The organism is Clostridia bacterium, from assembly GCA_024653205.1.
Taxonomy (GTDB): Bacteria; Bacillota; DSM-521; order Neomoorellales; family SLTJ01; genus JANLFO01.
The window spans coordinates 1-26258 of the sequence record JANLFO010000027.1; the positions used below are offsets into that span (position 1 = coordinate 1).

Here is a 26258-nt window from a genome sequence, read left to right on the forward strand (position 1 = left end):
AGCGTTCGTCCTGAGCCAGGATCAAACCCTCCACCAAAGAGTATCCGCTCGCTTATAGACCGGCTGCCACCGGCCTACTCGCTTCCACTCTCTAATGGCCCCGTGCCCCCCCGCCCAAAACCCAGGGGAACACCGGCTTAACCCCAGCTCGCTTCAAAGCGTCGTCCATACTTACACGCCGGACCCGCTTGCTCTGCCACTGTTCAGTTCTCAAAGACCGGCCTCACGGCGCATTTTTAAGTTTACCACGCACTCGCTATGTCGTCAAGGCCTGCTCCGGCTCCCTCGCCGGTCATTCCCCGACGGCGCGACTTCAACTATAACACCGCACCCCCCCATCAGTCAAGGGGCCCGGAATCTGAGTAATCCTCAGTTTCTGTCGGCAGTCATGGTTTATCCGAGAACCTGAAGCGTGCCGGGCACCGAACTCGGCGGGAGCGAGCGCGAAGGCGGGCGCCAGGCCTCTGGACGGCCGGAGCCGCGCCGGCGCGACGGACGGCGCCCAAGCGGGAAGCCCGCCCGAGCGCAAAGCTCGAACCCTAGTTCGGCCGGCTAAGCGACCGGTACGAGGGAGAACCAGGACTGCCGGGAACGCAAACTGAGGATACATCAGGCCCGAAATCACTCGGTCAAAACCCAACCTAGGGATATCGGCTTTGCCCGCGGGCAAAGCTTGTTGGCCACAGACAACGCAGGAGCGGCCGGGGAGGATAAGAACGCCCGGTCCCGGCCGCTTTCCCTATTTCGGTGTCTGCCACGGCCGAAGGGTTTTCAGACAGCACCACCCTGGCAGCGGCTCAGGAGTTTGGCCCACTGCCGGTCCACGTCTTCCTGGATGGCGCGCAGCACTTCCTGATTACCCTCGCCCCGGAAGAGGTGGGCAAAGCGGCCCTGCGGCTTGAGCCATTCCGTAACCGGAAGTGGGTTGGCCACGTCCACGGTAATGCGCCACCGGCCCTTTTCCACCTCGTACAGAGGCCAGAAACGGGTACGCACCGCCAGGCGGGCAACTTCGATAGTTTTCTCCATGGGGAACCGCCAGCCACGGTGACAGGGAGACAAGATGTTGACAAACACCGGGCCTTCCTTGGAATACTCCCACGCCTTCTCTGCCTTGGCCACCGTATCCCGCCAGTGGCTGATCGAGGCTTGGGCCACATAGACGAGGTTGTGCTCGGCCATTATGGCCGTCAGGTCCTTGCGGCCCTCGCGCTTACCCGCCTGGGCCTGACCAGTAGGGCTGGTGGTGGTCCAGGCGCCGCGCGGCGTGGCGCCGGACCTCTGAATTCCGGTGTTCATGTAGGCTTCGTTATCGTAGCAGACGTAGATCATTTTGTGGCCGCGCTCCATGGCCCCGGAGAGGGATTGAAAACCGATATCATAAGTGCCCCCGTCACCACCGAAGGCCGCGAAGCGAAAATCGGCCTCTATCTTTCCCTTCCGCTTCAGGGCAGCATAGGCGGCTTCCACTCCGCACAGGGTCGCCGCCGCGTTCTCGAAGGCGTTGTGAATATAGCTACACCGCCAGGCGGTATAGGGGTAAATGGTTGTGGATACTTCCAGACAGCCTGTAGGGCAGCAGACCACGACCTGCGCTTCCGGCGGCAAGGCAAGCAGGAACTGCCGGACGGCAATGGGAGCTCCGCACCCGGCGCAGAGACGGTGCCCGCTGGCCAGCAACTCTCGACGGTTACTCAATTCGGCCAGGGTGGCCACGATGCTTTCACCATCCTTTCCTCTCCCGAAACTAAACGCGCAGCCCGAGGTAGCGCACCGGCTTCTCCTTGGTTTCTTCGGTGAGACCCTTCAGGGCTGCGTCCACCATGGTCAGGGTAAGGTCTCTCCCCCCTAAGCCGTAGATGTAGTTGACCAGTTGCGGCGGGTGCGGCAGACCGTAAAGGGTGGCGGCCACGTCCCGATACAGCGGGCCCCCGCAGTTGCCGGCCAGGGTGAGGGCGCGGTCGAACACGGCCACGGTCTTGAACCCGGCCAGCCTCTCCCGCAGCTGCTCTTCCGGCCAGGGCCGGAATACCCGCAGCTTCAGCAGGCCGATCCTGGCGCCGCGCTCTCTCCATGCGGCCAGGCGGCTGCGCAGAGTACCGCAGGCGGAATTGAGCGCTACCAGGCAGATGTCGGCATCCTCCAGACCATATTCCTCCCATAGGGCGTAGGAGCGGCCCGAGATCCGCCCGTATTCTTCACCCACCTGCCGGATAACCTCCAGCGCCCGCGCCATGGCCTCTTCCTGCGCGCGCCTGGCCTCGTAGTAATAGCCGTAGAGCCCGTCGAACATGCCGACGCTCACCGGCCTCCCGGCGTCTAAGAGAGAGTAGCCGGGTAAGGGCTGGTACTCTCCCACAAAAGCCCTGGCCTGACCGTCTTCAAGTACCTCTACCCGGTCAATGGCGTGAGAAATAATGAAGCCGTCCACACAGACCATAACCGGCAGCCGGACTTCGGGGTGTTCGGCCACCCGCACCGCCTGCAAGAGGTTATCGTAGAATTCCTGCGCGCTCTCGGAATAGAGCTGTATCCAGCCGCTATCCCGGGCGCCCATGCTATCGCTGTGGTCGCAGTGGATATTGATCGGGGCCGAGAGTGCCCGGTTCACGTTGGCCATTACGATGGGCAACCGCAGCCCGGCGGCCACATAAAGCACCTCCCACATCAGAGCCAAGCCCTGTGAGGAGGTGGCGGTCATGACCCGGGCCCCCGCGGCCGCCGCCCCGATACACGCGCTCATGGCGCTGTGTTCGCTTTCCACGTTGATCATTTCCGTATTGACTTGCCCTTCGGCCACGTATTCGGCGAATTTCTCCACTATGGCCGTCTGGGGGGTGATGGGGTAAACCGCGACCACTTCCGGATCTATTTGCCGCATGGCTTCCGCGGCCGCATCGGTTCCCACTATAGCCAGGATCTTAGCCATACGCTACCTCCTTCCTCCGGCCGCTTCTGTTGTCCCTACTCTCCCGTCGATCCATGTTCCGGTCCCATCTCGAGGGCCTTGCGGCCGCACTCGGCGGCGCAGATGCCGCAACCCTTACAGTGATCGTAGTCGATGCCTATCATTTTCCCTTCCTGCACCTGTATGGAGCCCTCGGGACAAAAAATAAAGCATATGAGGCAGCTATTACATTTCTCACCGTCCCAAACCGGCCTCTGGGTCCGCCAGCTCCCCGTCCTCACCAGTACGCTGTTGCCCGGGTCCAGGCCGGCCAGCCCCAAGGGGTGACGGTCCCAGGGCCAGGCTTCAATCCCGGTGATGTCCCACTTCATACTCCTTGCACCTCCGCGAACGCGCGCTGTAGTGCGGTTAGGTTTCCGGCCGTCACCTTGGGTCCGAACTTGGGGGCAAACGATTCCTGCAGATACTCCACGGCTACTTCCAGCGGAATTACGTTCAGCACGCGCAGAAGAGCCCCCAGCATGGGAGTGTTGGGCATGGCCCGACCCATGGCCTCCAGCGAAATCCGGGTGGCATCTATGGTGAAAAGCCGGTGATTATTGACCGCCAGTTCCTTCTGCAACTCGGCGGGGCTCTTCGAGCTGTTAATCAGCAATCCGCCGCCCGGCTTTAGACCTCGAGTCACGTCCACCGTACCCAGCAGCGTGGGATCTACTACTACCACCAGGTCCGGCTCTTCTACGCTGGTATAGATGGAGATCGGGATCTTGGACAGCCGGTTGAAACACTGAATAGGCGCGCCCATGCGCTCCGGCCCGTATTCTGGAAAAGCCTGGAAATAAAGGTCTTCCGCCAGCGCCATTTCGGCCAACAATTTTGCCGCGGTGACAGCACCCTGACCGCCGCGCGCATGCCAGCGAATTTCGGTAAGCTCTTCCACCCGGTCACACCTCCCACAACAGCAGAATTTAGAGGCGCGCCGTTCCCTCCGGCCGGGCCCCTTGAAGTTTTAACTTGGATTTTATCACAAGGCCAAAAACCTGTCTAGTATGCCGAAAAAGCGGGAATTTTGGGTGTCCAGGCGGGACAGCGGCTCACGACGCTCTCTCAATGCGGATGGCGCAGTCAGGACAAACCTGTTCGCAGCGCCGGCAGGCAATACAGGGTTTGCCGTGGCCGGGCTCTACGGTGGGAGTGCCCAAGAAGCCCAGCACCTTCGACCAACCTATGGTGTCCACCGGGCATTTTTGGATGCAGAGACCGCAGCCCTTGCAGAGGCCGGGGAAGAGGTGAAAAATGCCTTTGCCGTCTCTGTAAGTGCGGTAGGAAAAATCGGCGGTGCCCAACTCGTTAGCCTCCCTGATACCCGGGTAATTTCACTCTACCGTCGCAGTCCGTAAAGCCGTTTGTGCTCCTAATTCTGCGCCCGACGCAGCAGCTCTCGCGCCGCCTCTTGGCCCATCTCCAGAGCCCGAAGGTTGAGTTCCCGAAGTTCGGGCTGGCGCACGAACCGGTACCCCAAACGATCCTCTAAGGCCCTTTTGATCTCGTCACTCCCTACCATGCCGACGACCTCAACCAACGCCCCCAGGATAAGGATATTGAACACCCGGGGGTGAAGCCCTTCGGAAACCAGCCTGACCGCAGGAAGGGGCAGGATTCTTCCCGTATCACGGGGCAGACGGGCAGGGTCGGGCGCGGCGGAGGACTCGTAGATAAAGATAGAATGCCGTCCGACGTAGCCGGCGGTCCGCTCCAAGGCGCGGTCGCTCAGGGCCACCACCACATCCGCCTTCTGAAAACGCGGCGCGGCTATGGGCTCATCTCCAAGCTGCACAAAGGCAAGGGAAACCCCGCCTCGTTGCTCCACTCCAAAACTAGGGATATACAAGGACTCTAGTCCGCTACGGTAGCCGGCCTCGGCCAGGACCTCGGCCACCGTTTGCACTCCTTGTCCACCCTCGCCGCCCAGGACCAGACGCTTGAGACTCATCCCTCGGGCACCTCCCGGTCCCCGGACTTAATCTCCCCCAAGGGAAAATACCGGGGCATCACCTTCTCCACCCATTCCCACGTCTCTCCCGGCTGGGTGCGCCAGTTGGTCGGGCAGGTGGACAGCACTTCGATCAAGGTGAAGTGACGGTTCTGTAAGCCTCTCAGGACGAAACGCTTGAGCTGCCGCAGGTCGGCTACCGTTCCCCGCGCTATATAGGCTTGCGGTCCGCTGACCGCAGCCGCCATTTCCGCCCCCCGAAGCGGCGGACCGGCCCATTCCGGGTCCCGGCCGAAGGGGGTGGTCTCGGTCTTCTGATCGGGTATGGTGGTAGGGGCCATCTGCCCCCCGGTCATGGCATAAACCGCATTATTGACCACCAGGGTGAAGACCGGTTCATCGCGGCTGGCGGCGCTTACCAGGTGCTGGGCCCCGATGGCATAAGCACCACCATCGCCCATATAGGCCACCGGCACCAACTCAGGTCTTACCCGTTTAAGCCCGGCCAACACCGGTAGCGTGCGGCCGTGGTGGGTCTGCAGGGTGTCGAGGTTAAAGAAGTCCCAGGCCAGCAGGCTGCAGCCGATGTCGCAGCCTATGATTACCCGTTCCTCCCAGCCCAGCTCATCTACTGCTTCACCTAAGGCCCGCAGGGCCAGAGGGTGCCCGCAGCCGGGACAGAACTTGTGGGGCTTGCTTTCTCTACGCCACACCTTAGGCATCGGTGGCCGCACGGGCAATTCTCTTCCCTCCGATCAGCAGGGTTTCTATCTCTATTTCCAATTCCTCCGGGGTTATGCCCATACCCGGGCGCAGATAAGAATAGACCGGCACCTCACTCCCGTACAATTCGGTTCGTACCAGCCTCTCCAGCTGTCCCTGCGCCGACTCGGCCACCAACACCGCCCGGCAGCCTTCTGCGGCCTGGCGCAGGGCCTGTCCCGGAAAGGGGCGCAGGGTGATGGGCCGGAAGAAACCTACGGCTGCCTTTCTCTTACGCCATCCGGCGGCTGCCGCCCTGGCGGCGCGGGCCACTATTCCGTGGGCCACCAGCAGGACCTCAGCCCGCTGCGTTTCCTCGCTTTCGTATTCTGCTGCCTCTCGGGCCAGGGCTTCGAAGAATCGGGCCCGTTCCTGGACCAGGGCCAGCAGTTCTTCTTCCAGGTTGTAGGTATTACGCAGGTGTACCGGAGGCCTGTCCCTGCCCGGTGTGCCCGGGGCCCCTAAGATGGGCTGCGGAGTGCCCACATCCACACCCCGCTCGGCAGGATCGTAAAGGGTAACCGCCGTGCGCATCTTGGCCTGATAACCATCACTCAGTACCAAGGTGGGAATCCTATAGCGCCAGGCGGTGCCGAAAGCCTTCAGGGTATAATCGTAGAGGTCCTGAAGTCCGGCGGCCGAGTATACCACCCGGAACCCCTCGCCGTTGCCTCCGAAGCAGGCCAGGTTTACCTCTTGCTGGGAGTAGATGACGGTAGCGGTAGAGGGGCCGCCGCGCTGACAGATGACCATCACCAGCGGCAGGCCCATCATTTCCGCCATGACCAGGGGCTCCTGCATGAGGACATGACCCGGTCCGGCGGTGGCGGTAAAGGCCTTCACTCCTCCCAGAACCGCCCCGATGGTGGCATAACCGGCGCTCAATTCATCTTCCGTCTGGAGGAACTTGCGGCCGTGTCGCTGGGCCAGGCGCGCCCAGTGATGCATGATCTCGTTCTGAGGAGTAATGGGATAGCCGTACATTACTTCGGCTCCGGCGGCCAGAGCTGCCCGGGCCACTACTTCGTTACCGGTGATGAAGACCCGTTCTTCGGTGCCGCCCACCGGCACCACCTCCTCCGAGAGTAGTGTGAACTCCCGCGAGGAGGTTAATACCTGGGGCCTAAAGCGTCAGCTGCAGCAGGATAAGGGCGGCGAGCCCGGGCAGGCCCAGAAGCCCCACGATCATCACCGTAACCACATTTAACGGTACGGCCAACCCCAGGTAGGGCCCGGCCAGGTTAAAGCCCCCCACCAACACCAGACCGAGAAAAGCGCAGTAGCCTACCCGGCCCAGCAAACGCCAGGGACGGACCCAGGCCGTTACCAGCAGCGCCAACAGCAGACCGGCCACCACCAGCCACTTACTCACGCCCATCCCCTCCGAACCAGCACCGGGACGCGCAGCCCGGCCTGCCGGGCCTTACGCCACAAGTAGCGGTAGCGTTCCTCGCACGCCTTCAGGTAAAACGTCGCCCACTCCACCATTTCCTGCTCGGCAACCTCGGAGAAGAAGCGTTGGGCTGCCTGCCACTCCTCGTAGGCGTCGACCAGATGTTGGATCAGTTCCGGGCCGGCATCCGCGCCGCTACCCCGTTCGGGCCGATCACGACCCTTGCCAGACATAAAAATCCTCCCCGCTGTTAGCTTATGCCACGGGGAGGGAAAATCATACCAGTTCCTGCCGCCCGGCCAGGGCCCGGCCTAACGTGAGTTCGTCCGCGTATTCCAGGTCTCCGCCCACCGGCAGGCCGTGGGCCAAGCGGGTTACTCTTATTCCCAGTTGCCGGCAGAGCCGGGCGATGTAAAGCGCGGTAGCCTCGCCCTCGGGGTTCGGGTTCGTGGCCAGAATAACTTCCCGCACCTCCCCGCCTTGCAGACGCTTGATCAGCTGGGCTATCCGCAACTCCTCCGGTCCGATCCCGTCCAAGGGCGAAAGCGCCCCGTGCAGGACGTGGTAAAGTCCTCGAAACTCTCCCGTCCGCTCGATTGCCACCACGTCCCGGGGCTGCTCTACCACGCATATCGTACTCCGGTCCCGCGCAAGATCACGACAGAAAGAGCAGGGGTCAATGTCGGTCAGGTGGGCACAAACACTGCAGGGCCTTATCTTGGCCCGCGCCTCGGTTATGGCCCGGGCCAGGGCCAGGGCTTCTTCCTCCGAACACCCCAGGAGGTAAAAGGCCAGACGCTGCGCCGATTTGGGCCCTATGCCCGGAAGCCGGTGCAGGGCCTCAATCAGGCGGGCCAGAGGCTCGGCATAATACCACATCAGGGCAACCCCGGCAGCTTGAGCCCACCGGTTATCTTCCCCATAGCTTCGGCCACCATCTCCTGGCTCTTGCGGAGGGCCTCGTTGACGGCCGCCAGAACCAGATCCTGAAGCATTTCCACATCGCCTTCCTGGAGCAGTTCGGGGGCAATTTCTATTGCCACCAGCTCCTGGCGTCCGTTGGCCACCGCCCGAACGGCACCGCCTCCGGCCCCGGCTTCCACCTGGCGTTCGGCCAGTTCCTCCTGCATCTTGGCCAACTGTTCCTGCACTTTCTGCACCTGCTTGAGCATCTTACCCATACCGCCGAAACCCACTTGACCAATCCTCCTTGTCTCTCTTCTCTGGCATGCCACCGTCGGCGGCCCTCAGGCACCCCCAGGGCGGAAGCAGGGGCCACTCGGCCGTTCGCTTCTATTCCGCATCCGGTCCGTCCCAATGCTGCACCACCCGGCCGCCGAAGAGCTGCAGGGCCTCCTCCAGCAGGCTACGCTCGCCGGATCCGGTCTCCGGAGGCCGTTCTCCGGCCGCGGAAACTAGCACCGGTACCGGTTCGAGAGTTCGCCCGCGAATCTTAGCTACCAATTCCCGTACCGCGGCCTTGTTGGCCGGTTTCTCCAGTTCCTCCCTGTGAAACTCCGCTCCGACCCCTAACTCCAGTCTCTCCCCTCTTTCCGCCACCGCCTTTACCCCGCTCAGGAGGGCCCGCAGCCTGGGGGCCCGGCGGGCGGCGGCCATTACCTGGGGCCACCAATTTACCCGTTCCACCGGGACCCACTCTGCTCCCGCCTCCGGTAGGGGCATCTTGTCCGCCAACTCCTCGGCGGACGAGGACGGCGCGGCGAGACCCGCGGTCGACGCTGGCGCGGTCAAGGCCGTCGGTTCCGCCCCCTGTTGCGGCTCCGCCGCCTCCAGAAGCGCCAATTCCACCAGAACCTCCGGCTGGGAAGTAAGCCGCAGCTGGGGCTCCAGCTCGGCCAGTACCCGAACTGCCCGCCACACCCGCTCCGGGGAGGCGAGGGAAGCGTGGGCCCGCAGTACTTCATGGGAGGCAGGCGAAAGCCCTATCAGGTCGGATCGCCCCGGGCAGAGCCTTACCGCCAGCAAGTCTCGCAGGTAACTCAGGAGTTCTCGCACCGTTTCCTGGGGCTGCCTCCCCTGGCTCCAGGCCTCTGCCAGAAGCTCGATCACCCCGGCCGGGTCTCCGCGCCACAGGGCCTCACCCAGGGCCAGCAGTTGCTCCTCCGGGAGCAGCCCCAATACGGCCTGAACCTCTGCCTCGGTGATCCGCGGACCGGCGTAGGCCGCACACTCCTCCAGCAGACTTAAGGCATCCCGCAAGGCGCCCCGGGCAAGACGGGCCAGAGCCCAGGCCGCCCGCTCCTCCAGTTCCAGGCCCGAATCCCGGGCCACCTCCAGGAGGTAGGCGCCGATCTCCCGTGGGCTCAGGGGTCGAAAATCGAAACGCAGGCAGCGGGAAAGCACGGTCGGCGGTATCTTGTGGGGCTCGGTGGTGGCCAACACGAAGACCACGTGCGCCGGCGGTTCCTCCAGGGTCTTGAGCAAGGCGTTAAAGGCCTCGGGGGTCAACATGTGAACCTCATCGATTATGTATACCTTGTAGCGGCCCTGCACGGGCCCGAAGGGCAGACGCTCCTGCAACTCCCGCACGTCGTCGATCCGGCGGTGGGAGGCGGCATCCATCTCCAGGATGTCCAAGAACGAACCTTCGGCAATGGCTACGCAGTTCGGGCACCGATTACACGGTTCTCCGTCCGCCAGGGCCAGACAGTTGAGGGCCTTGGCAAAGATCTTGGCCGTGCTGGTCTTACCCGTACCCCGGGGTCCGGCGAAGAGATAGGCATGGGCCAGCCGCCCCTGGCGCAAGGACTCGCGCAGGGTACGGGTGACGTGGACCTGGCCCACTACGGCGGCAAAGGTCTGGGGCCGCCATTTTCGATACAAGGCAACGTACATAGATCGCCTCGCAAAAAAGGCCCGGTTCGCCGTTTACCGGGCCGTCAGCCTTCCGAGCAAATACGCGGCCGTGCACCCACCCTTGTCCTGCCCCTCCGGGCGGTACCGAGACAGTTAACTCCGGCCAGGCACTCCTGCGGCACCCGCGGGGCCCTACTTACCGCTGCTTCCTCCCGGACCTGACGGGGTTCGTAAGTCCGCGCCGCGCAGGACCCGGCCCTCCTCGCCACTTACCCCGGTCGGTCCCCACAGGAGACAGCCCGCAGGTGGGAATTCGACCCCGCTCTAGCGGCTTGCGGGCTACAGGGCACCGCTACCTCCCCGTCTAGCACGGCCGCGCGCTACCCGAATAATATGGCGGAGAGGGTGGGATTTGAACCCACGAGGCAGACTCAACATCCGCCTACTCGCTCTCCAGGCGAGCGCCTTCAGCCAACTCAGCCACCTCTCCGCGCTTACCTTGCGGCAGTTATTCAGTTTTCAATCCCCTGGCGGAGAGGGTGGGATTTGAACCCACGAGGCGATGCACTCGCCTACTCGATTTCGAGTCGAGCGCCTTCAGCCAACTCAGCCACCTCTCCGCGATCCCGCTGCTTACGCTTGGCCTCAAAGAACCCTCGGATCAGACGCCGGCAGTCTTCGGCCAGGACCCCTTCCACTACCTCCAGGCGATGGTTAAACCCGGGAAACCGAACCAGGTTCACCAGGCTCCCTGCGGAGCCAGCCTTGGGGTCCCGGACACCGAAGACCAGCAGGCTCACGCGCGCCTGCACCAGGGCACCGGCACACATGGGACAAGGCTCGATGGTAACGTAGACGGCGGCACCGTTTAACCGCCAGCTCCCCCGTTTTCGGGCGGCCTCCCTCAGCGCCAGCACTTCCGCGTGGGCGGTGGGGTCCCGAAGACTCTCCCGTAGGTTACAGGCCCGGGCTAGTACCTCTCCGCCCGCGACCACCACGGCACCTACGGGAACCTCGCCCAAGCCCAACGCCCGCTCGGCCTCCAGCAGGGCCTCCCGCATGAAGAACTCGTGGTTCTCCGCTTCCAAAATCGCCTCGCCCCGAAAAAAATGGCGCGCCCGAGAGGACTCGAACCTCCGACACGCGGTTTAGGAAACCGCTGCTCTGTCCTAGCTGAGCTACGGGCGCGAGCAACGCCGCAAAGAAAATGGCGCGCCCGGAGGGACTTGAACCCCCAGCCTACAGATCCGTAGTCTGTCGCTCTGTCCAAGTTGAGCTACGGGCGCGCGGCTGGCGGAGAGAGTGGGATTCGAACCCACGGTACAGGCTTTGTCACCTGTACAATCGCTTAGCAGGCGACCGCCTTCGACCGACTCGGCCATCTCTCCGCACCTGTAATTATACCCGGCCGCAGACCGAAAATCAACCTTCTTCTACCCGGCGGCGGTAGGCGCGGCCCAAGGCTAGCGTTATGGGCCCCGGCCGGCCGCTGCCGATGCTGCGGCCCTCCACCTCCACCAGAGGCATGATCCAGGCCAAGGAGCTGGTAAGGAAGGCCTCCTCGGCCTCGGTGAACTCTTCCGGCCGCACCGGCCGCTCCCGCACCACCAGCCCCAACTCCACCCCCAGTTCCATCACTGCCGCCCGGGTGATGCCCGGAAGCAGGCCGCTTTCGGGCGGGGGGGTAACCAACTCCCCCTCCCGAAGCAGGAACACGTTACTGTAGGCCCCTTCGGCCACCTCTCCCGCCAGGTTGAGGTGCAACCCCTCGTCCGCCCCCCGCTCCCGGGCCTCCCGGCGGGCCAATAGGTGCGGCAGGTAGTTCAGGGTCTTCAGACGGCAGAGGGGCGAGGTCTGGTCCTGACGGTAGGAGGAGATGATGGCGCGCCAGCCCCGGCGGTAATCCTCTTCCGGGTAGCGCCGGCCGCTACCCGCCGCGGCTATCGCCAATCCCCGTCCCGCCCCTCGGGTGAGCACCAGCCGGGCCCAGCCCTCATCCACCTGATTGGCGGCTGTAACCTCCTCCAGCGCCCTTAACCACATGCCCCGGTCCGGGCACGGCAGGCCGAGCCACGCCGCCGAGGCGGCCAGGCGTTCCAGGTGCCGGTCCAGCAGTACCGGCCGGCCCCGGCAAACCGCCAGGGTTTCAAAGAGCCCCTCCCCGTATAAGAAGCCCGGGTCCCCCGCCGGAACCGCGGCCTCGGCCTCCCCGAGCAGCCGGCCGTTAACCCAGACCCACCCCATAGACACCGCTCCCTTCCCCTGCCGTTCGCACCCCGCCCTGCACGGCGGCCATCAGCGCCCGGGCCTTGGTCACGCTCTCCTCATACTCCAGTTCGGGAACGGAGTCGGCCACTATTCCCCCGCCGGCGCCGAAGTAGACCCGGTCCCCTTTAATCACCATGGTCCGGATGGCGATGTTAAGGTCGGCCGCCTCGCCGGTAAAGGAAACGTAGCCTATGGCCCCGGTATACACGCCGCGGGACACGGTTTCCAGCTCGTCAATTATCTCCATAGCCCTAATCTTGGGAGCCCCGGTGATAGAGCCGCCGGGGAAGCACCCGGCCAGGCAGTCGAGAAAGTCCCGGTCCGGAGCCAGGGTTCCCACCACCGTGGCCACGAGGTGGAACACCGTCGCGTAGGTTTCTAAGCAGTAAAGGCGCTGCACCCGCACCGACCCGATCTCGCAGGTGCGCCCCAGATCGTTGCGCTCCAGGTCCACGATCATGGCCAGCTCCGCCCGGTCCTTCTCGCTGGCCCACAGTTCGCGCTTCAGGGCCCGGTCGGAGGCCGGATCGGTGCCGCGCGGCCGGGTTCCCTTTATGGGGCGGGTTTCTACCCGGCGGCCCCGTAGGCACAGGAACCGCTCCGGCGAGGAGCTGGCCACCGCCATCCCCGGGGGGTTCAGGTAGGCGGCGTAGGGCGCCGGGTTGAGGCGCCGCAGCCGCAGGTAAAGGCTCAAGGGATCGGTGGTCAGAGGAGCCTCAAACCGCTGGGTGAGGTTGACCTGGAAGATGTCTCCGGCAAAGATGTACTCTCGGGCCCGGGCCACCGCCCGAACGTAGTCTTCCGGCCGGAAATTGGAGCCTATGGTAATCGGGCCCGGTTCGGGCCGCGCCGACGCGCCTCCGCCCGGCGGTGGAGCTTCTAGAACCGCCCGGGCCTCCTCCAGCCGCTGCCGAGCCCGGCGGCGTCGGGCCACCCCATCCGGGGCCGGAAGCCCGGTGGAGAATACCGTTGCCCGGCCGTAGCGGTGATCGTATACCAGCACCCGATCGTAAAAGCCCAGCCAAAGATCTGGGAGATTGAGGTCGTCGGCTACGGTGCGGGGCAAGCGTTCCAGGTGGCGGCAAAGATCGTAGCCGAAATAACCCACCGCTCCGGCCCAAAGAGGCGGCAGCTCCGGTTGAGGGGGAAGCCGATAGGCGGCCAACAACTCCTTCAGCAGCTCGAAGGGGTTGGCAGCCACGGTCCGCTCCCGCCCCTCGGAGATGACGCTGACCCGCCGGCCCTCGCTCCGCACCACCAGGAAGGGGTCCCAACCGAAGAAAGAATAGCGGCCGTAACGGCGGTGACTAAGGCCGCTGTCCAGCCAGAAACTGTTAGGCTGGGCGGCCACCTTTATGCCCAGTTCCTCGGGGGACCACCTCGCGCCTAAGTCTAGGTGTTGCAAGCCACCCACCCCCTCCCTCCGTTCGTTTCCCGGGCCAGAGCCAGGAAGTTGGCCAGAATATGCTTGCCCAGAGGCGTAAGAATAGATTCGGGATGAAATTGCACCCCTTCAACCAGATAGCGGCGGTGGCGTAGCCCCATGACCAGCCCCTCCGCATTGCGGGCGCTCACCGCCAGTTCCCCGGGAAGGCTTTCTTCCTCCACCACCAAGGAATGGTAGCGGGCCGCCCGAAAGGGCCGGGGAAGCCCGCGGTAGAGGCCGCGGCCGTCGTGACAGATCTCCGAAGTCTTGCCGTGCACGGGGTAAGGGGCCCGCACCACCCGGCCGCCGAAGGCCTGACCGATGGCCTGATGCCCCAGGCACACCCCCAGGATGGGGTAGCGGCCGGCGAAGCGGCGCACGCACTCCACGGAGATCCCGGCCTCGTTGGGGGTACAAGGGCCGGGGGAAATGACGATGGCTTCCGGGTTTAGCTCCACAATCCCGTCCAGGGTAATTTGGTCGTTCCGCCGCACCACGCACCTGGCGCCCACCTCGCCCAGGTACTGAACCAGATTAAAGGTGAAGGAATCGTAGTTGTCGATCACGAGCAATCGCACTAGCACCACCCCCTAAGGGGCATAAAAAAACCAGCACGTTCATTCGTGCTGGTTCGCCTCCCAGCCTATAGCGTCCCGCGGGGATTGCCCGCACCCTGCTGACCACGCTTGCTAGCTCGTCCTGGTAGTAAGCATAGCCGGCGCCGACCAGGCCGTCAAGGGGTCCTTGCTTCCCGCGAATCCCATTCAGCCCGGCACGGGCCCAGGTGCTCCCTTGAGTGCCTTGGAACGCGCTTTCCCGAAAGCCTGCTGCGCGAGCTAAACCGGGCAGTTGGCCGGGGCAAGCGAAGCGAGTTCATAGTTAACGCCACAGAAGAAGCGCTCCTGCGCCTGAAGCAAGGCAGGACCCTCAGAGAGTACAGAGGAATCTTCCGTGAGGAAGACTACCCGGAATTCGAGACCCCGGAGAAGACCAGGGCCTGGGTCGAGAGCCTGCGCCGGAAGGCCGGTGAAAGGATGAAAACCCTGGATGAAACCCGCTGAGCCCCGGCCAAGAGGCTTTCTGCTGGACACTACGGCTCTGATCGATTTCCTGCGCGGGAGAAAGGAAGTACCCCACCTCACTTTCCCTGGTCCACTCCTACGTCGATGAAGAGAAACCATTCCTTTCCCAGCTGCCGGCAAAAAGTCCACACCCGGCGGCGGGTATGCAGATCGAGATAAGACTCCGATACGGTCGGCCGGCCGGCACCCGCGGCCGCGACCGCTCCCACAAAATAGGGCCGCCAACACCAATTGCGGCCCAGAAACTCGGGCACTTCCACCCAGGTGTCCCCTACCCTCTCGTAGTTGGGCGTTACCTGCTCGCCGTTACGGGCGCAGACGTAAGCCCGCAGGCAGAACGGGGGCAGGCGGGGCACCAGTCGCCTCAGGTAGCCCGCCAGGTTCGCCGCGTTAGCTTCAGAGAAATCGGCTACTATGGCCTCCAGATGCCGCATCTGCGCCCAGCGCCAACTCTCCAGTTGCGACTCCTCCAGGGCAAATCGCCTACACTCCTCTCTTAAGAGCGGGGGGTATTCCCCTTCTCTCACCAGGTCCTGCCGCGGGCGGCCCAGGAGGTAGCCTTGATAGAAACGGGCCCCAGCTTCCAGCCCTAGACGTAATTCATTTGGGCTCTCGACCCCTTCTATGACCAGCGCCGATCCGGCCCGTTCCGCAAACCCGCCCAAAGCCCTAAGCAGGTAACGGGTAGCTTCTTCCCTGACCGCTCTGGTTACCAGGGTGCCACCCACCTTAAGCAAGTCCGGACGGAGGGCACTAACCCGGTCCAGGTTACTCAGACCGCTTCCAAGGTCGTCAACAGCAATACCGCACCCGGCGGCTCGATAATTGGCTATTAGTTCGGCCAGTTGCTCCAGATCCCCCGCGAACTCGGTCTCGCTGATTTCGATGACGATTCGCTCGGCCGGAAGGTCTAATTCCTCCAGAATTTGGAGTGTAGGCGGCCTTTTTTGTCCGGTAAGCAGAGGGATAAGCCACTGGGGCTGGATGTTAAGAAGCAGTCTTGCCTCCAGACCGCTTCTCTTGAACCTTTCCAGGGCGCGCCGCCGAAGGGTCCGGTCCACCGCCAATTTCTCCTCGCCGGGCACGTGGGGATCGTGAAAGAACGGGCCCAGACTTTCTACCCCCTCGGGACCGACTTTCCTCCCCAGCACCTCGTAGCCCCAGACGGTGCCGGTGTCAGCGGCGAATACGGGTTGAAAGTAGGGCACGATCCGGTAATCCGAGATAGCCAAAGCAGCTTTTCACCCCTCCGGAAGCGGCCCGGCGCTCACGTCCGCCGCCAGGACCCCCAGGATCGTCCCCCGGGAATCCCGAATGGGCAGGGATAAGGTGCGACAGGGCCTGCGGGTGATGGCCGACAGGTATACTCCCGATACGTACTCTTCCCCCGCTATGGCCTTTTGCCACCAAGCCCGCACCCGGGCATTGGCCAGACCGGCCGGCGGCTCGGAAAAGATAAAGCTGCCGTCGGCCCGACAGGAATAGACCGCCTCTGCCTCCCCGGCCCGGGCCAACCACTCGCCCAATACCCGGCGGTGAACCTCGGGCTCCAGGCGGCTGAGCTCCGGGCGGCCGGCCAGGGCGCGCAAGGAACCGAAGAGACGCCTCAGCCTGGACTCCTCTAGTTTCCCTACCTCGCCTTTCTCCCCTTCTCCGAGTCTACGGTCCGCCCATTGGCCCGCCGATTTCTGAGTGTGCTGGGCCAGACGGCGCAGCATCTCCTCCACCTGCCGGATCCCGCCGAAGCTCTGCTCTACCACTTGAGCGGCGCGCCCTAATTCCTCCAGATACTGCCTAAGCTGTTCCTGGGTTTGATCGGCCTGGCCCTGAACCGCATCCAGAATTCCCTTCAGCTCGGTAAGCCGGGTGCCGACCTCCCTGCCCGTATCTAAGCCGGCTTCCAAGGCCAGACCCGCTTCCCGCAGCCGCCTTCTAACCTCTTCGCTCCTCTCCTGAATGTCTCCCAGGACGGTGCCGGTGTGCCGTACCGCCTCCTGGGCCTGATCGGAAAGGGCCTTGACTTCGGCCGCCACCACCCCGAAGCCCCGGCCCCGCTCACCCGCCCGGGCGGCCTCTATAGCCGCGTTCAGCGAAAGCAGCCGGGTACGGCGGGCGACATCTCCGACCCGGCTTAGGATCTCATCTACCCGATTAACCCGGTCTTGGAGTCGGGCCATGTCCGCCAGCAACTCCCGGGATTCCGTGGCTATGCGGCCCACGGTGCGAAGATAGCCCTCTACCGCTTGCGAGCCCGCGCCAAGAGCCTCGCGGCTGCCCTGGATTCTTCGAGTTAATTCTTCTCCGAACGCGCACAGCACCTGAGCGGCGCTGCCCAGCTTCTGGAAAGTACGTACCGCTTCCTCCGCCTGTTCCCGCACCAGGCCTATTTGGTCTACCGCCGCTAGAATCTGATCGGCGGTCAGCCGGTAGTCGTTGGTCAGCACTGCTAACTGCTCCTCAAGGGTGGCTGCTGACAGGGCTGCGGCTTCGCCCTCCAGGCGTAGGCCGGGGTCGCCGGCGCCACCCCGGTGGGCAGTCACCCCTTCCTTTGGACCCTGCTCCACCGGTGCCCCTCCCTTCCGGCAGTTGTTATGAAGAAAGCCTCCCTTCGTGCCCTGCCGGGCAGAAGGGAGGCCTCTTTGCCTCGTCGTTTGCCAGGTACCCTCGTCGGCACCTTCAAGTCTTTGCCCGCTTGGCGGAGGGGGTGGGATTCGAACCCACGGAGGCCGCCAGGACCTCTGCGGTTTTCAAGACCGCCTCCTTCGGCCGCTCGGACACCCCTCCACTAGCAGTATAGCACCGGCCGGGACGGCGGTCAAACCCCTCACGGTCCCGAGTTATTCCCGGCTTCGGGGCGGCCGGCACCCGCTCCCCTCCGAGTGTATTGGTGCCCTTGCCGGGAAACTTCTTGTGCTATTGAGCCCGCAGTGCTACCATCGGTATGGCGGGGAACCGGTATGGACATAGACAGCATTAGGGAAAAGATAGCGCAGGGTCAGTACCGGGTGACGGCACACGCCCTGACCCGCTTCAAGGAGCGAGGTATAACTGGGGCCGACATGGAGGCGGCAATCATGGGCGGAGAAGTCATAGAGGAGTACCCGAACGACTGACCCTTTCCCAGTTGCCTCATCTACGGCCGCACCAGTGACGGACGACCATTGCATGTGGTGATAAGCCTTGCCCCCGTCAGCCACGTCATAACGGTTTACTCTCCTGACGAGAAGAGGTGGGTTGACTACAAGATCAGGCGAAGGGAGGACAAAGAAAAGTGAGCGACAGCGGCGTCTGCCCCACCTGCGGCGGAACCCTGGAGGAAAGGGAAATTCAGCTTGATCTCCGTCACAAGGGCCGCCTGGTGATAATTGAAGGCGTTCCGGCGCAGGTGTGCAGGGACTGCGGGGAACGCCTTGTATCCGCCGCCTCCTCCAAGGCTATAGACGTGCTGCTGGAATCAGGCGCAAGACCGGTCAGGGAAATCGCTGTGCCGGTGCTCTCTTTCCGCCACGTCGCTCAGGCCTGAGCCTCCGAGAAAACAGAGCATCGCCTTGCTGCCGGCGCACCTTCGCCGGCTTTTTTATTGCCCGGGCGCGACAGGAAAGCCGAAAGGCCGGGCCAAACCAGGGAGAGGAGGAAAAAGCGCCGTGACCGTTGGACCCCTGGAGCCAATTCTGCAAGTGCTGCGTAAGGCTCCCCCGGAGCTCCTTGCCCACTCCCTTACCACGGCCCGCGTGGCCCAGAAAACCCTAGCCTGCCTGCCGCCCGCGGAGGAGCTGCGCCCGGCCTGGGTAGTCCTGGCCGCCCTAGCCCACGATTTGGGGAAGGCCCTTTGGTCCGATGAGCTTTTCGCCAAACCCTCTCACTTCCTTACCCATGCCAACCGGGCCCTAATCCACGCCCACCCCGTGGCCGGGGCTAACCTGCTGCGCGAAGCCTGGCCGGACGCCCCGGAGGAGGTGGTGCGGGCGGTGCTGGAGCACCACGAGCGGCCGGGGGTTAGGGCTACCCCCGGCGGGTAGAGCCTTCCTACCCGGCGCTTGTGGTGGCCACGGCGGACGTGCTCTCCGCCATAACCGAGGACCGGGCCTACCGCCCGGCAGCGGAGGCGGTGGCCCGCGCGCCTGGGACGGATGTAGGTGCTTCCTTCACAGGATCGACCGGGCCAAATGGACCTCCTCGGCGGCCATGTTGCTGGTGCCACTCCCAGCCGTCTCCTTACCCCGAGCTGGATGGGTTGCCGCATGCCCGGTTTTTGGGCGTTCGCCGTCTGAATTTCCTAACGGGGCCATTGGGGACAGGAGAGTTAAACCAGCGCGAAGAATGTTAGCAACGAGACTAAAAAGGGCGCGACAACCTGGAAAGGAGCCCACACCCCAGTGTGGGGGAATGCCCATTCACTAAATATAACGGGGGAGGGAATAGCTGAGCGACTGAATAAGGCGCGGGCGATTACACCGTTTGGCACTTGGATAACCGAGCTATTTGGGCGACCTCGCGCCGTGTGAGGCGCTTACCTCGGGGGGCAGCTGCGAAACGGGGCACGCGGGCGACCCGTTTAGGGCGGTCGGCCCTGGCATCCTATTTAAGCACGTCTGGGGGTCTTGAAGCCGTGAAGACGACGGCGATTTACAATATGCTGCGCAATCGTGCTACTGCTGATCCCGCAGTGTACAAGCTAGCATGTGTCGTTGACGAAGTATTTGAAGAGTGCAGGCTCATTCACAAGACGGTGATCCGTCATATGCCCCAGTACTCCCTTCATGACGAGGAACACCTTGTCAGAACGGTGGAGTTGATGGATAGACTCCTACCCCAAGCCACCTTGCAGAATCTTGGGCCCTTGGAACTGGCAGCGCTAATACTGTCCGCGGCTTTGCATGACATAGGTATGGCTCCTTCGGAGGACGAGGTACGTCGACTTCTATTAGGTTCGTCTAGCGGAGAGGACCCTGATCACCGCGCATACCGGTTGTTCCGCGAGGGCTATCGAGCAATACTGGAAAGACAACACAGACTTCGCCAGCAGAACCGCCATTACGAAGCCCAGGAACTTGAAGCCTACTTGCTGAGTGAGTATTTAAGGCAGACCCACGGCGACAGGGTAAGGCAGTTTATCTTCGAGCGCTACCACGCAAGGTTACTGTACGGAGACTTTAATTTCGCCAATCGGCTCGCAGAGGTGTGCTATAGTCATACGCAAGATCCCGCTTTTCTCGAACAAGTTCCTTGCTGGGAGCTAGTACGCGCACCAGGAGAATACGTCAACTGGCGGTTCGTTGCTTTGCTGCTGAGAATGGCCGATATTCTTGATTTCGACGGGAAGCGAACCCCTGCCATATTGTTTGAACATCTTGGCGTCAGGGACAAGGTCAGTCTGAAGGAATGGAAAAAGCACCGTTCCATACGCGCATGGGACATTAAGCCAGGGAGAATTGCCTTCTCCGCTAGGTGCCCCGATCCGGTTATTGAAAAGTGTGTGCGTGATTTCATAAAGACCATAGAACAAGAACTGTCATTTGCGCGCGGTGTCCTCGGCGGCATGCACGATCCCGCATGTCCGGACATACAGCAGAGGTATTATCTCCAACTTCCACCCAGTATCGATGTTCGTGATATCAGGCCCGAAGAAGGCCCGGAAGGGCCGCTATATAACTATGTGGACCTGGGATTTCACTTAGATCAGGAGAGCATCATTTCTCTCGTCATGGGCGTGAACTTGTACGGAAACCCGCTTCTCTTTCTTCGCGAACTTTTGCAAAACGCAGTAGACACCTGCCGCCATAGGCAGGCGCTCCACGAGAGTGCCCCAAATGCGCCGCAGTACGGTCCTGAGATAACAGTCGAGTTGGTTCAACAGGACGGCAAGTGGCTTCTTGCCGTAGAGGACAACGGAATGGGCATGGATGAGGAGATCGTACGGGAGCATTTCGCTCGAATCGGAAGGAGTTACTACCGTTCGGGGAGGTTCTTTAGAGAGAAAGCCGAGCTGCACTTAGATTTTCACCCGATCTCGGCATTCGGAATCGGCGTGCTTTCGGTCTTCATGGTTGCTGATAGGCTGAGAGTGCAGACAAGGAGACTAAGGAACAATTTGTATGATCTTGATCCAGCCATGGACATCGAGATCAATGGTCCAACAGGTCTATTCTGGTTCCGCAAATCACAACGTGGGGGACCAGGAACGCAACTAGTCCTCGAGCTAAGAGAAAGACCTTCATTCCTGATCAGTAAACCTGAACAGCGATTAGAGTGGAAGAGCAGGGACAGACAACAAAAGCCTTCGCTTAGGGAGACTGTTAGGTGGTTAACTCCTCATGTGGAATTCCCTATTACAGTCTACGAGGAGGGGGAAAAGTATGAGGTCGAGGCGGATTGGGAGTTGCCGGAGCTACCCTCTTGGGGGCCAGAGGTGGACCTGTGTCGCCAAGTGGTAATTGATCTCACTTCGGAGGGCCCCGATGGCTTGGACGGTGTAGTAAGGATCCTTCTTTTGCAGGATTACGAAGGCAACCTCACCGAAACGGTGGAATTAGAGGAACGGTCATTTTACTGCGAGGAACTCGGTGAGGAGATCCATGACAGACTGGAGCAAGAATTCGGTTACATCGGGTATGTGCATGTGGACTACTCGGGAAAGGAAAGGAGGGTTACGGAGGGGTACTCAACGGAATTTCGCTCGACGGGCCGTTGGTCGCAACAAGGCTTTCGCGTTCAGCAGCCCCTTTTTGTTGAACATGAGACATTTGGCGGGCCGAAGGCGCCGGGATCTATCGATTACCCCTTTGTGGTCCATTACGACTTGGACCTATCAGGGGATTTTGCAATGAACCTGACTGTGGACCGGTTGCGTATCGTTCCTGACGCAAGATTCGAGTACGTGAAAAGGCGCATTTGTGAAGCCATATCGACTCTTTTACTCGAAAAGCTGGGCAGAGGCGAGGTGAAGCGATCTGCTGATTATTTCTGGCATGTACTCGAGAAAGCACATGACGAGACGGTAAAAGCTGTCTTTAGGGATTCCCTTGAGCGAATCCTTGGTGAATCTTAAGTCTACATTGAGGGAGAATCCTCATAGGTCGTCCCCAATACTGGGGACTCTAGCGGACAGTACTGCGGTATCCCTCCAGTAACAAGGTCAGTGGAAGACCACCTTCGCTCAGACCAGAGGAGGTTGGCGACACGGTCACTGCTTCTTGCGAAACGGCGGACGCGAGCCGCCCCCACGGGCCCATATTCCCGAACGCCACGAGGGCAGCCCGTACCCCTCTGCAGCGCCCATCGGCTATGGCCAAGCTCACGCCAGGTTCTGAATTCTTACGTGGGTCAAAGACCACGAAAGCGCAGCCTCCAGGGCCAAAGCCCGTCAAATCCTAAATCGCGCCCGCCCGCCGGGCCGGACCGGGCGGCACTGCACCGGTCGGCAGTAGGCCCTGGCCCGGCCTACCTCGCCCCTTCTCGGGTAATGCGCTCCAGACCCCCCATGTAGGGCCGCAACACCTCGGGGACGAGCACCGAGCCGTCCTCCTCCTGGTAGTTCTCCAGGATCGCCGCCAGGGTGCGGCCCACGGCCAGGCCCGAGCCGTTCAGGGTGTGCACGAAACGCGGCCTTCCCCCACCCTCCGGGCGGTAGCGGATGCCTGCCCGTCGAGCCTGAAAGTCCTCGAAGTTGCTGCAGGAGGAAATCTCCCGGTAGGTCTGGACGCTGGGCAGCCAGACCTCGAGATCGTAGGTCTTGGCCGCCGAGAAGCCCAGATCCCCGGTACATAGCACCACCACCCGGTAGTGCAAACCCAGCAACTGCAGTACTTCCTCCGCGTCGCGGGTGAGCTTTTCCAGCTCATCGTAGGAGGTCTCCGGAGTGCAGAACTTCACCAGCTCCACCTTGTTGAACTGGTGCTGCCGGACGAGTCCCCGCGTGTCCCGGCCGGCGGCGCCGGCCTCGGCCCGGAAGCAGGCGCTGTAGGCGACGTGGTAGATGGGTAGGGCGGCCTCATCCAGGATTTCCTCCCGGTAGAGGTTGGTTACCGGGACCTCGGCGGTGGGGATGAGGTAGTACTCCGTACCCTCCACCTTAAACATGTCCTCGGCAAACTTGGGGAGCTGGCCCGTACCCACCATGCTGCGCTGGTGCACCAGGAAGGGCGGAAACACTTCCACGTAGCCGTGCTTTTCTACGTGTAGGTCTAACATGAAGTTGACCAACGCCCGCTCCAGCCGCGCCCCGGCCCCCTTTAGGAAGCTGAACCGCGAACCGGCCACCCGGCCGGCGCGCTCGAAGTCCAGGATGTCCAGTTCCTCGCCGATTTCCCAGTGCGGGCGGGGGTTGAAGGAGAACACCGGGGGCTCCCCCCAAACCCGTACCACCGGGTTGTCCTCTCCCCCTCGGCCCACCGGCACCGAGGAATGGGGCAGGTTGGGTATGGTCAACAGGAGGGACTGGATCTCCGCTTCTACCCGGCCAAGCTCGGCATCCAGATCCTTTATTTGCGTGCCCAGGTCGCGAACGGCGGCAATGAGATCGTCGGCCGCGTCACCCTTCTTCTTGCGCCGGGCCACTTCCTCCGAGGCCTCGTTCCGCCGGCGCTTGAGCTCCTCGGCTGCGGTAAGGATTTCCCGCCGTCTCCTCTCCAGCTCTAGGAAGCGATCCAGGTTGAGCGGCACCCCCCGCTTCTCCAGCCCCTCCTGCACCAATTCGGGATGCTCCCTGACGAACTTGAGGTCCAGCACCGCCCCATCCCCCCTTATCCGGGTCATAGATGCACGTACTTCACGTCCAGTACGCCGTCTATCTCCTTTATTTTGGCCAAAGTGGCGGCGGAAACCGGCGCGTCGATATTCAGGAACATTACCGCCACTCCTCCGACCTCCTTGCGGCCCACCTGCATGCCGGCGATATTTACGTCCTCGTTTCCAATTAGATTCCCTACCGGTCCGATTATGCGCGGCTTATCCCGGTGCGGGATGACCAGGATGTGACCTTCCGGAACCGTGTCGATGCTGTAGCCGTTGAAATCCACCAGACGAGGCTGCCGATCGGGCGCCAGGGTCCCGGCCACGCTCAGCGTTTCCCTGTCGGTCTTGAGGCTCAAGGTAATCAGGTCGGCAAAGCTGACCATTTCCGTGGACTTGCTTTCCGAAACCCTGATGCCCCGGTTCCGGGCCTGAATGGGTGCATTCACGTAGTTCACAGCATCATTCAGAGTGGGCCGCAGCAAACCTTTCAGCAGGGTGTTCGTGAGGCTGGTTAGATCGTACTGTGCCAGGGTGCCGTTATACCGGATTTCGACCTCCTCGACCCGGCCGCCGGCCACCTGCGCTGCGAACTGGCCCAGCTTCTCCGCCAGTCCCAGGTAAGGCTCCAGCGCCCCGAGTATTTCCTTGGGGACGGCGGGAATGTTCACCGCGTTCAGCACCGGCTGGCCCGAGAGGCACCGGATGATGTCCCGCGCCACGTCCACGGCCACGTTGACCTGAGCCTCGGCAGTGGAGGCGCCGAGATGGGGGGTGACGATTACTTGATCCAGCTCAAAGAGGGGGCTGGAACGCTGGGGTTCCTGCTCGAAAACGTCCACCGCCGCGCCCGCCACCTTGCCGCTCTTGATGGCCTCGTACAGGGCCTGCTCGTCCACGATCCCGCCCCGGGCCACGTTGAGCACCCTTACTCCGGTTTTCATCATGCCGAACTCCTGCGGCCCCACTATATGGTAAGTATCCTTGGTGAGCGGAAGGTGGAAGGTGAGGAAGTCGGCCTCCTGCAGCACCGAATTGAAGTCCCTGAGCTCCACTCCCAGGTGTTCGGCGCTCTCCTCGCGGACGTAAGGGTCGTAGGCTATTACCCGCATCCCGAAGGCTTTGGCCCTACGGGCCACCTGGCTGCCGATCTTGCCCAATCCTACTACGCCCAGCGTCTTGCCGTTGAGCTCTACCCCCATGAACTTCTTGCGCTCCCACACCCCCTGCTTGAGCAGGCTGTTAGCCTGGGGGATGTTGCGGGCCAAGGCCAGCATGAGAGCAAGGGTGTGCTCGCAGGCGGCGATGGTATTTCCTTCCGGAGCGTTGACTACTACTATACCCTTTTCCGTAGCTGCCGGCACGTCGATGTTGTCTACCCCGGCGCCCGCCCGGGCAATGATCTTAAGCCTGGACGCGGCCTCGATCAGACGGCGGGTAACCTTAGTCTCGCTGCGGACCACCAGCGCCTCGAAGCCGCCGATAATCTCAAGCAGGGCTTCTTCGGGCTGGTTAGTCTTTACCTCTACCTCGAACCCGGCGTCTGTGAGTAGCGCAATGCCCTCTTGGGCCACTGGGTCGCTTACCAGAACCCGCACGCTTATCACCCCCGGTTGTGCTCCTCCTGATCCCGGAGCATTAGGCTCTTTGAGACTTAACCAGCACCTCTTCCGCCGCAGCTATCGCGCTGCCAAGCTTTACCGGCAACCCCTTCTCCATCAGTACCATCTCCAGAGCGGCCAAGGCGGCCACAATATCGTTAGTATCAACATAACCCAGGTGGCCGAACCGGAAGATGTGATCGGTCAGCTTCCCCTGCCCGCCGGCGCATACCACCGAGAAACGCTCCCGCAACGGGCTGCGTATGTCCTTGGGAGCCATGCCTGCCGGAACCTTAATGGCCGTTACGGCCGGCGAGGCCACCTCGTCGGCAGCCAGGAGCTCCAGACCCAACGCCCTGACCCCGGCGCGGACCATATCGCGGTACAGGCGGTGCCGGACCTGCGCCGCCTCCAATCCTTCCGCCAGGAGCATCCGTAGCGACTCCCTCAACCCGAAGAGCACCGAAACCGCGGGCGTAAACGGCGTTTGGTCCTTGGCCAGAAAGTCCTTGGCGGACTGGAGATCGAAGTAATAGCGCCGGTTCCGGCAGCGGGCATTGGCCTCCCAGGCGCGAGGGCTCACGCTGATCATGCTTAAACCGGGCGGAATCATGAAGGCCTTCTGAGAACCGCTTATTACCACGTCCAGGTTCCAGGCGTCGGTCTTGAGGTCTGCCGCGACGAGACCGCTGATAGCGTCCACGATCAGCAGCGCCGGGTGATCCCCCCTGGCCCGGCTGATGGCGGCAATATCGTTCAGCACGCCGGTAGAAGTCTCGTTATGCTGTACCAGAACTGCCTTGATCTCCCCGTTTTTGTCCCGGCTCAGGCGCTCGGCGAGTTCTTCCGCGCGGGCTGCCGTGCCCCACTCGTAGGCCAACACCTCTACCTCGACGTCGAAGGCCCGGCATATCTTCGCAAACCTCTCGCCGAATGACCCAATGGACACCACCAGGGCCTTATCGCCAGGAGAGAGAAAGTTGGTGACGGCCGCCTCCATACCGCCGGTTCCGGAGGCAGTCAGGATGAGTACGTCGTTCTGGGTTTGGTACACCTGCTTGAGGCCGTCCGTGATCTCGGTGATGAGTTCCTTGAACTCCGGTCCGCGGTGGTTAATGGCCGGAGCACTCATCGCCCGCAGCACCCGTGAGGGCACCGGCGTCGGGCCCGGCAAGAGCAAGATCTGCCTTCTGTCTTCCATAACCCGTACCTCCTTTTCGTATAATCGAGTAGGAGGGGGCGGCTAGCCCCCGTCCTCTCACACCACCCGGCATGCGG

The 26258-nt window shown here is 62.4% G+C and carries 26 protein-coding genes, 6 tRNA genes and 1 other RNA gene; 4 read left to right on the forward strand and 29 right to left on the reverse strand.

Annotated elements, in window-relative coordinates; all coding sequences use genetic code 11:
• Positions 1-771 precede the first annotated feature (771 nt).
• From NUV99_10830 to NUV99_10955, 26 genes are all read right to left on the reverse strand, one after another.
• Complete coding sequence (locus NUV99_10830; GenBank protein ID MCR4420593.1) at positions 772-1716, reverse strand: thiamine pyrophosphate-dependent enzyme; 945 nt, start codon at positions 1714-1716, stop codon at positions 772-774.
• Positions 1717-1747: 31 nt separating this feature from the next.
• Entirely contained in the window at positions 1748-2929 is a 1182-nt protein-coding gene (porA, locus tag NUV99_10835; GenBank protein ID MCR4420594.1) for a pyruvate ferredoxin oxidoreductase, read from the reverse strand.
• A gap of 35 nt (positions 2930-2964) precedes the next feature.
• A complete protein-coding gene (locus tag NUV99_10840; protein ID MCR4420595.1) occupies positions 2965-3279 on the reverse strand; it encodes a 4Fe-4S binding protein in 315 nt (104 codons plus the stop codon).
• Entirely contained in the window at positions 3276-3848 is a 573-nt protein-coding gene (locus NUV99_10845; GenBank protein ID MCR4420596.1) for a 2-oxoacid:acceptor oxidoreductase family protein, read from the reverse strand. Before NUV99_10845 ends, NUV99_10840 begins: the two co-directional genes overlap by 4 nt.
• Positions 3849-4002: 154 nt before the next feature.
• Positions 4003-4254 carry a 4Fe-4S dicluster domain-containing protein gene (locus tag NUV99_10850; protein ID MCR4420597.1) on the reverse strand — a complete coding sequence of 84 codons (252 nt, stop codon included), beginning with the start codon at positions 4252-4254 and terminating at the stop codon, positions 4003-4005.
• A gap of 68 nt (positions 4255-4322) precedes the next feature.
• Complete coding sequence (locus NUV99_10855) at positions 4323-4901, reverse strand: 2-oxoacid:acceptor oxidoreductase family protein (GenBank protein MCR4420598.1); 579 nt, start codon at positions 4899-4901, stop codon at positions 4323-4325.
• Positions 4898-5641 carry a thiamine pyrophosphate-dependent enzyme gene (locus tag NUV99_10860; protein MCR4420599.1) on the reverse strand — a complete coding sequence of 248 codons (744 nt, stop codon included), beginning with the start codon at positions 5639-5641 and terminating at the stop codon, positions 4898-4900. Before NUV99_10860 ends, NUV99_10855 begins: the two co-directional genes overlap by 4 nt.
• Positions 5616-6728 (reverse strand): ferredoxin oxidoreductase, encoded by a 1113-nt coding sequence (locus NUV99_10865; GenBank protein ID MCR4420600.1) that lies wholly within the window; start codon positions 6726-6728, stop codon positions 5616-5618. Before NUV99_10865 ends, NUV99_10860 begins: the two co-directional genes overlap by 26 nt.
• 58 nt (positions 6729-6786) lie before the next feature.
• Positions 6787-7035 carry a pro-sigmaK processing inhibitor BofA family protein gene (locus tag NUV99_10870; GenBank protein ID MCR4420601.1) on the reverse strand — a complete coding sequence of 83 codons (249 nt, stop codon included), beginning with the start codon at positions 7033-7035 and terminating at the stop codon, positions 6787-6789.
• Complete coding sequence (locus NUV99_10875) at positions 7032-7289, reverse strand: YaaL family protein (protein ID MCR4420602.1); 258 nt, start codon at positions 7287-7289, stop codon at positions 7032-7034. The genes NUV99_10870 and NUV99_10875 overlap by 4 nt, the downstream gene beginning before the upstream one ends.
• A 43-nt stretch (positions 7290-7332) precedes the next feature.
• Positions 7333-7935 carry a recombination mediator RecR gene (gene recR / locus NUV99_10880; protein MCR4420603.1) on the reverse strand — a complete coding sequence of 201 codons (603 nt, stop codon included), beginning with the start codon at positions 7933-7935 and terminating at the stop codon, positions 7333-7335.
• A complete protein-coding gene (locus tag NUV99_10885; protein ID MCR4420604.1) occupies positions 7935-8237 on the reverse strand; it encodes a YbaB/EbfC family nucleoid-associated protein in 303 nt (100 codons plus the stop codon). The genes recR and NUV99_10885 overlap by 1 nt, the downstream gene beginning before the upstream one ends.
• 112 nt (positions 8238-8349) lie before the next feature.
• Positions 8350-9912: a DNA polymerase III subunit gamma/tau gene (gene dnaX / locus NUV99_10890; GenBank protein ID MCR4420605.1), complete on the reverse strand. Its 1563-nt coding sequence runs from the start codon at positions 9910-9912 to the stop codon at positions 8350-8352.
• A gap of 68 nt (positions 9913-9980) precedes the next feature.
• An RNA gene (gene ffs, locus NUV99_10895) (signal recognition particle sRNA large type) lies at positions 9981-10246 on the reverse strand.
• Positions 10247-10267: 21 nt separating this feature from the next.
• Positions 10268-10363: transfer RNA gene (locus NUV99_10900), tRNA-Ser, on the reverse strand.
• Positions 10364-10401: 38 nt separating this feature from the next.
• Positions 10402-10493 (reverse strand) — tRNA-Ser (locus NUV99_10905).
• Positions 10446-10964: a tRNA adenosine(34) deaminase TadA gene (gene tadA / locus NUV99_10910; protein MCR4420606.1), complete on the reverse strand. Its 519-nt coding sequence runs from the start codon at positions 10962-10964 to the stop codon at positions 10446-10448. Before tadA ends, NUV99_10905 begins: the two co-directional genes overlap by 48 nt.
• 19 nt (positions 10965-10983) lie before the next feature.
• Positions 10984-11061, reverse strand: a tRNA-Arg gene (locus NUV99_10915).
• Positions 11062-11081: 20 nt separating this feature from the next.
• Positions 11082-11159: transfer RNA gene (locus NUV99_10920), tRNA-Arg, on the reverse strand.
• 5 nt (positions 11160-11164) lie between these two features.
• A tRNA-Ser gene (locus tag NUV99_10925) sits at positions 11165-11261 on the reverse strand.
• A 34-nt stretch (positions 11262-11295) separates the two neighbouring features.
• Entirely contained in the window at positions 11296-12117 is an 822-nt protein-coding gene (locus tag NUV99_10930; GenBank protein MCR4420607.1) for an aminotransferase class IV, read from the reverse strand.
• On the reverse strand, positions 12098-13555 hold the full coding sequence (pabB, locus tag NUV99_10935) for an aminodeoxychorismate synthase component I (GenBank protein ID MCR4420608.1): 1458 nt from the start codon (positions 13553-13555) through the stop codon (positions 12098-12100). Before pabB ends, NUV99_10930 begins: the two co-directional genes overlap by 20 nt.
• Positions 13534-14145 (reverse strand): aminodeoxychorismate/anthranilate synthase component II, encoded by a 612-nt coding sequence (locus NUV99_10940; protein ID MCR4420609.1) that lies wholly within the window; start codon positions 14143-14145, stop codon positions 13534-13536. The genes pabB and NUV99_10940 overlap by 22 nt, the downstream gene beginning before the upstream one ends.
• A 560-nt stretch (positions 14146-14705) precedes the next feature.
• On the reverse strand, positions 14706-15881 hold the full coding sequence (locus NUV99_10945; GenBank protein ID MCR4420610.1) for an EAL domain-containing protein: 1176 nt from the start codon (positions 15879-15881) through the stop codon (positions 14706-14708).
• 9 nt (positions 15882-15890) lie between these two features.
• Positions 15891-17213, reverse strand: a complete 1323-nt coding sequence (locus tag NUV99_10950; protein ID MCR4420611.1) for a methyl-accepting chemotaxis protein — start codon at positions 17211-17213, stop codon at positions 15891-15893.
• A gap of 129 nt (positions 17214-17342) precedes the next feature.
• Positions 17343-17433, reverse strand: a tRNA-Ser gene (locus NUV99_10955).
• A gap of 173 nt (positions 17434-17606) precedes the next feature.
• Between NUV99_10955 and NUV99_10960 the strand changes: the two genes are divergently transcribed.
• The 4 genes from NUV99_10960 to NUV99_10975 all read left to right on the forward strand — a co-directional run bounded on the left by NUV99_10960 (position 17607) and on the right by NUV99_10975 (position 21697).
• Positions 17607-17762, forward strand: a complete 156-nt coding sequence (locus NUV99_10960) for a DUF4258 domain-containing protein (GenBank protein ID MCR4420612.1) — start codon at positions 17607-17609, stop codon at positions 17760-17762.
• Positions 17763-17920: 158 nt separating this feature from the next.
• The gene (locus tag NUV99_10965) at positions 17921-18172 is read left to right on the forward strand and encodes a YgiT-type zinc finger protein (GenBank protein MCR4420613.1); all 252 of its coding nucleotides are present in this window, start codon (positions 17921-17923) and stop codon (positions 18170-18172) included.
• Positions 18173-18293: 121 nt separating this feature from the next.
• Positions 18294-18668 carry an HD domain-containing protein gene (locus NUV99_10970; protein MCR4420614.1) on the forward strand — a complete coding sequence of 125 codons (375 nt, stop codon included), beginning with the start codon at positions 18294-18296 and terminating at the stop codon, positions 18666-18668.
• A 590-nt stretch (positions 18669-19258) separates the two neighbouring features.
• Positions 19259-21697 (forward strand): hypothetical protein, encoded by a 2439-nt coding sequence (locus NUV99_10975; GenBank protein MCR4420615.1) that lies wholly within the window; start codon positions 19259-19261, stop codon positions 21695-21697.
• Between the two features lie 392 nt (positions 21698-22089).
• On the opposite strand, the gene serS is transcribed toward NUV99_10975, so the two are convergent.
• Genes serS through NUV99_10990 form a run of 3 tightly spaced genes read right to left on the reverse strand, consistent with a single transcriptional unit; the run spans position 22090 to position 26181 of the window.
• Positions 22090-23376, reverse strand: a complete 1287-nt coding sequence (serS, locus tag NUV99_10980) for a serine--tRNA ligase (GenBank protein ID MCR4420616.1) — start codon at positions 23374-23376, stop codon at positions 22090-22092.
• A gap of 23 nt (positions 23377-23399) precedes the next feature.
• The gene (gene serA, locus NUV99_10985) at positions 23400-24977 is read right to left on the reverse strand and encodes a phosphoglycerate dehydrogenase (GenBank protein ID MCR4420617.1); all 1578 of its coding nucleotides are present in this window, start codon (positions 24975-24977) and stop codon (positions 23400-23402) included.
• Positions 24978-25017: 40 nt separating this feature from the next.
• Positions 25018-26181: an alanine--glyoxylate aminotransferase family protein gene (locus tag NUV99_10990; protein MCR4420618.1), complete on the reverse strand. Its 1164-nt coding sequence runs from the start codon at positions 26179-26181 to the stop codon at positions 25018-25020.
• Positions 26182-26258: the final 77 nt, after the last annotated feature.

Bases quoted from the DNA above. Each gene is read 5' to 3' on its own strand.
- porA (MCR4420594.1), bottom strand. From the start codon at position 2,929: ATGGCTAAGATCCTGGCTATAGTGGGAACCGATGCGGCCGCGGAAGCC.
- NUV99_10840 (MCR4420595.1), bottom strand. From the start codon at position 3,279: ATGAAGTGGGACATCACCGGGATTGAAGCCTGGCCCTGGGACCGTCAC.
- NUV99_10855 (MCR4420598.1), bottom strand. From the start codon at position 4,901: ATGAGTCTCAAGCGTCTGGTCCTGGGCGGCGAGGGTGGACAAGGAGTG.
- NUV99_10875 (MCR4420602.1), bottom strand. From the start codon at position 7,289: ATGTCTGGCAAGGGTCGTGATCGGCCCGAACGGGGTAGCGGCGCGGAT.
- recR (MCR4420603.1), bottom strand. From the start codon at position 7,935: ATGTGGTATTATGCCGAGCCTCTGGCCCGCCTGATTGAGGCCCTGCAC.
- NUV99_10885 (MCR4420604.1), bottom strand. From the start codon at position 8,237: ATGGGTAAGATGCTCAAGCAGGTGCAGAAAGTGCAGGAACAGTTGGCC.
- dnaX (MCR4420605.1), bottom strand. From the start codon at position 9,912: ATGTACGTTGCCTTGTATCGAAAATGGCGGCCCCAGACCTTTGCCGCC.
- NUV99_10930 (MCR4420607.1), bottom strand. From the start codon at position 12,117: ATGGGGTGGGTCTGGGTTAACGGCCGGCTGCTCGGGGAGGCCGAGGCC.
- NUV99_10960 (MCR4420612.1), top strand. From the start codon at position 17,607: ATGGACATAGACAGCATTAGGGAAAAGATAGCGCAGGGTCAGTACCGG.
- NUV99_10990 (MCR4420618.1), bottom strand. From the start codon at position 26,181: ATGGAAGACAGAAGGCAGATCTTGCTCTTGCCGGGCCCGACGCCGGTG.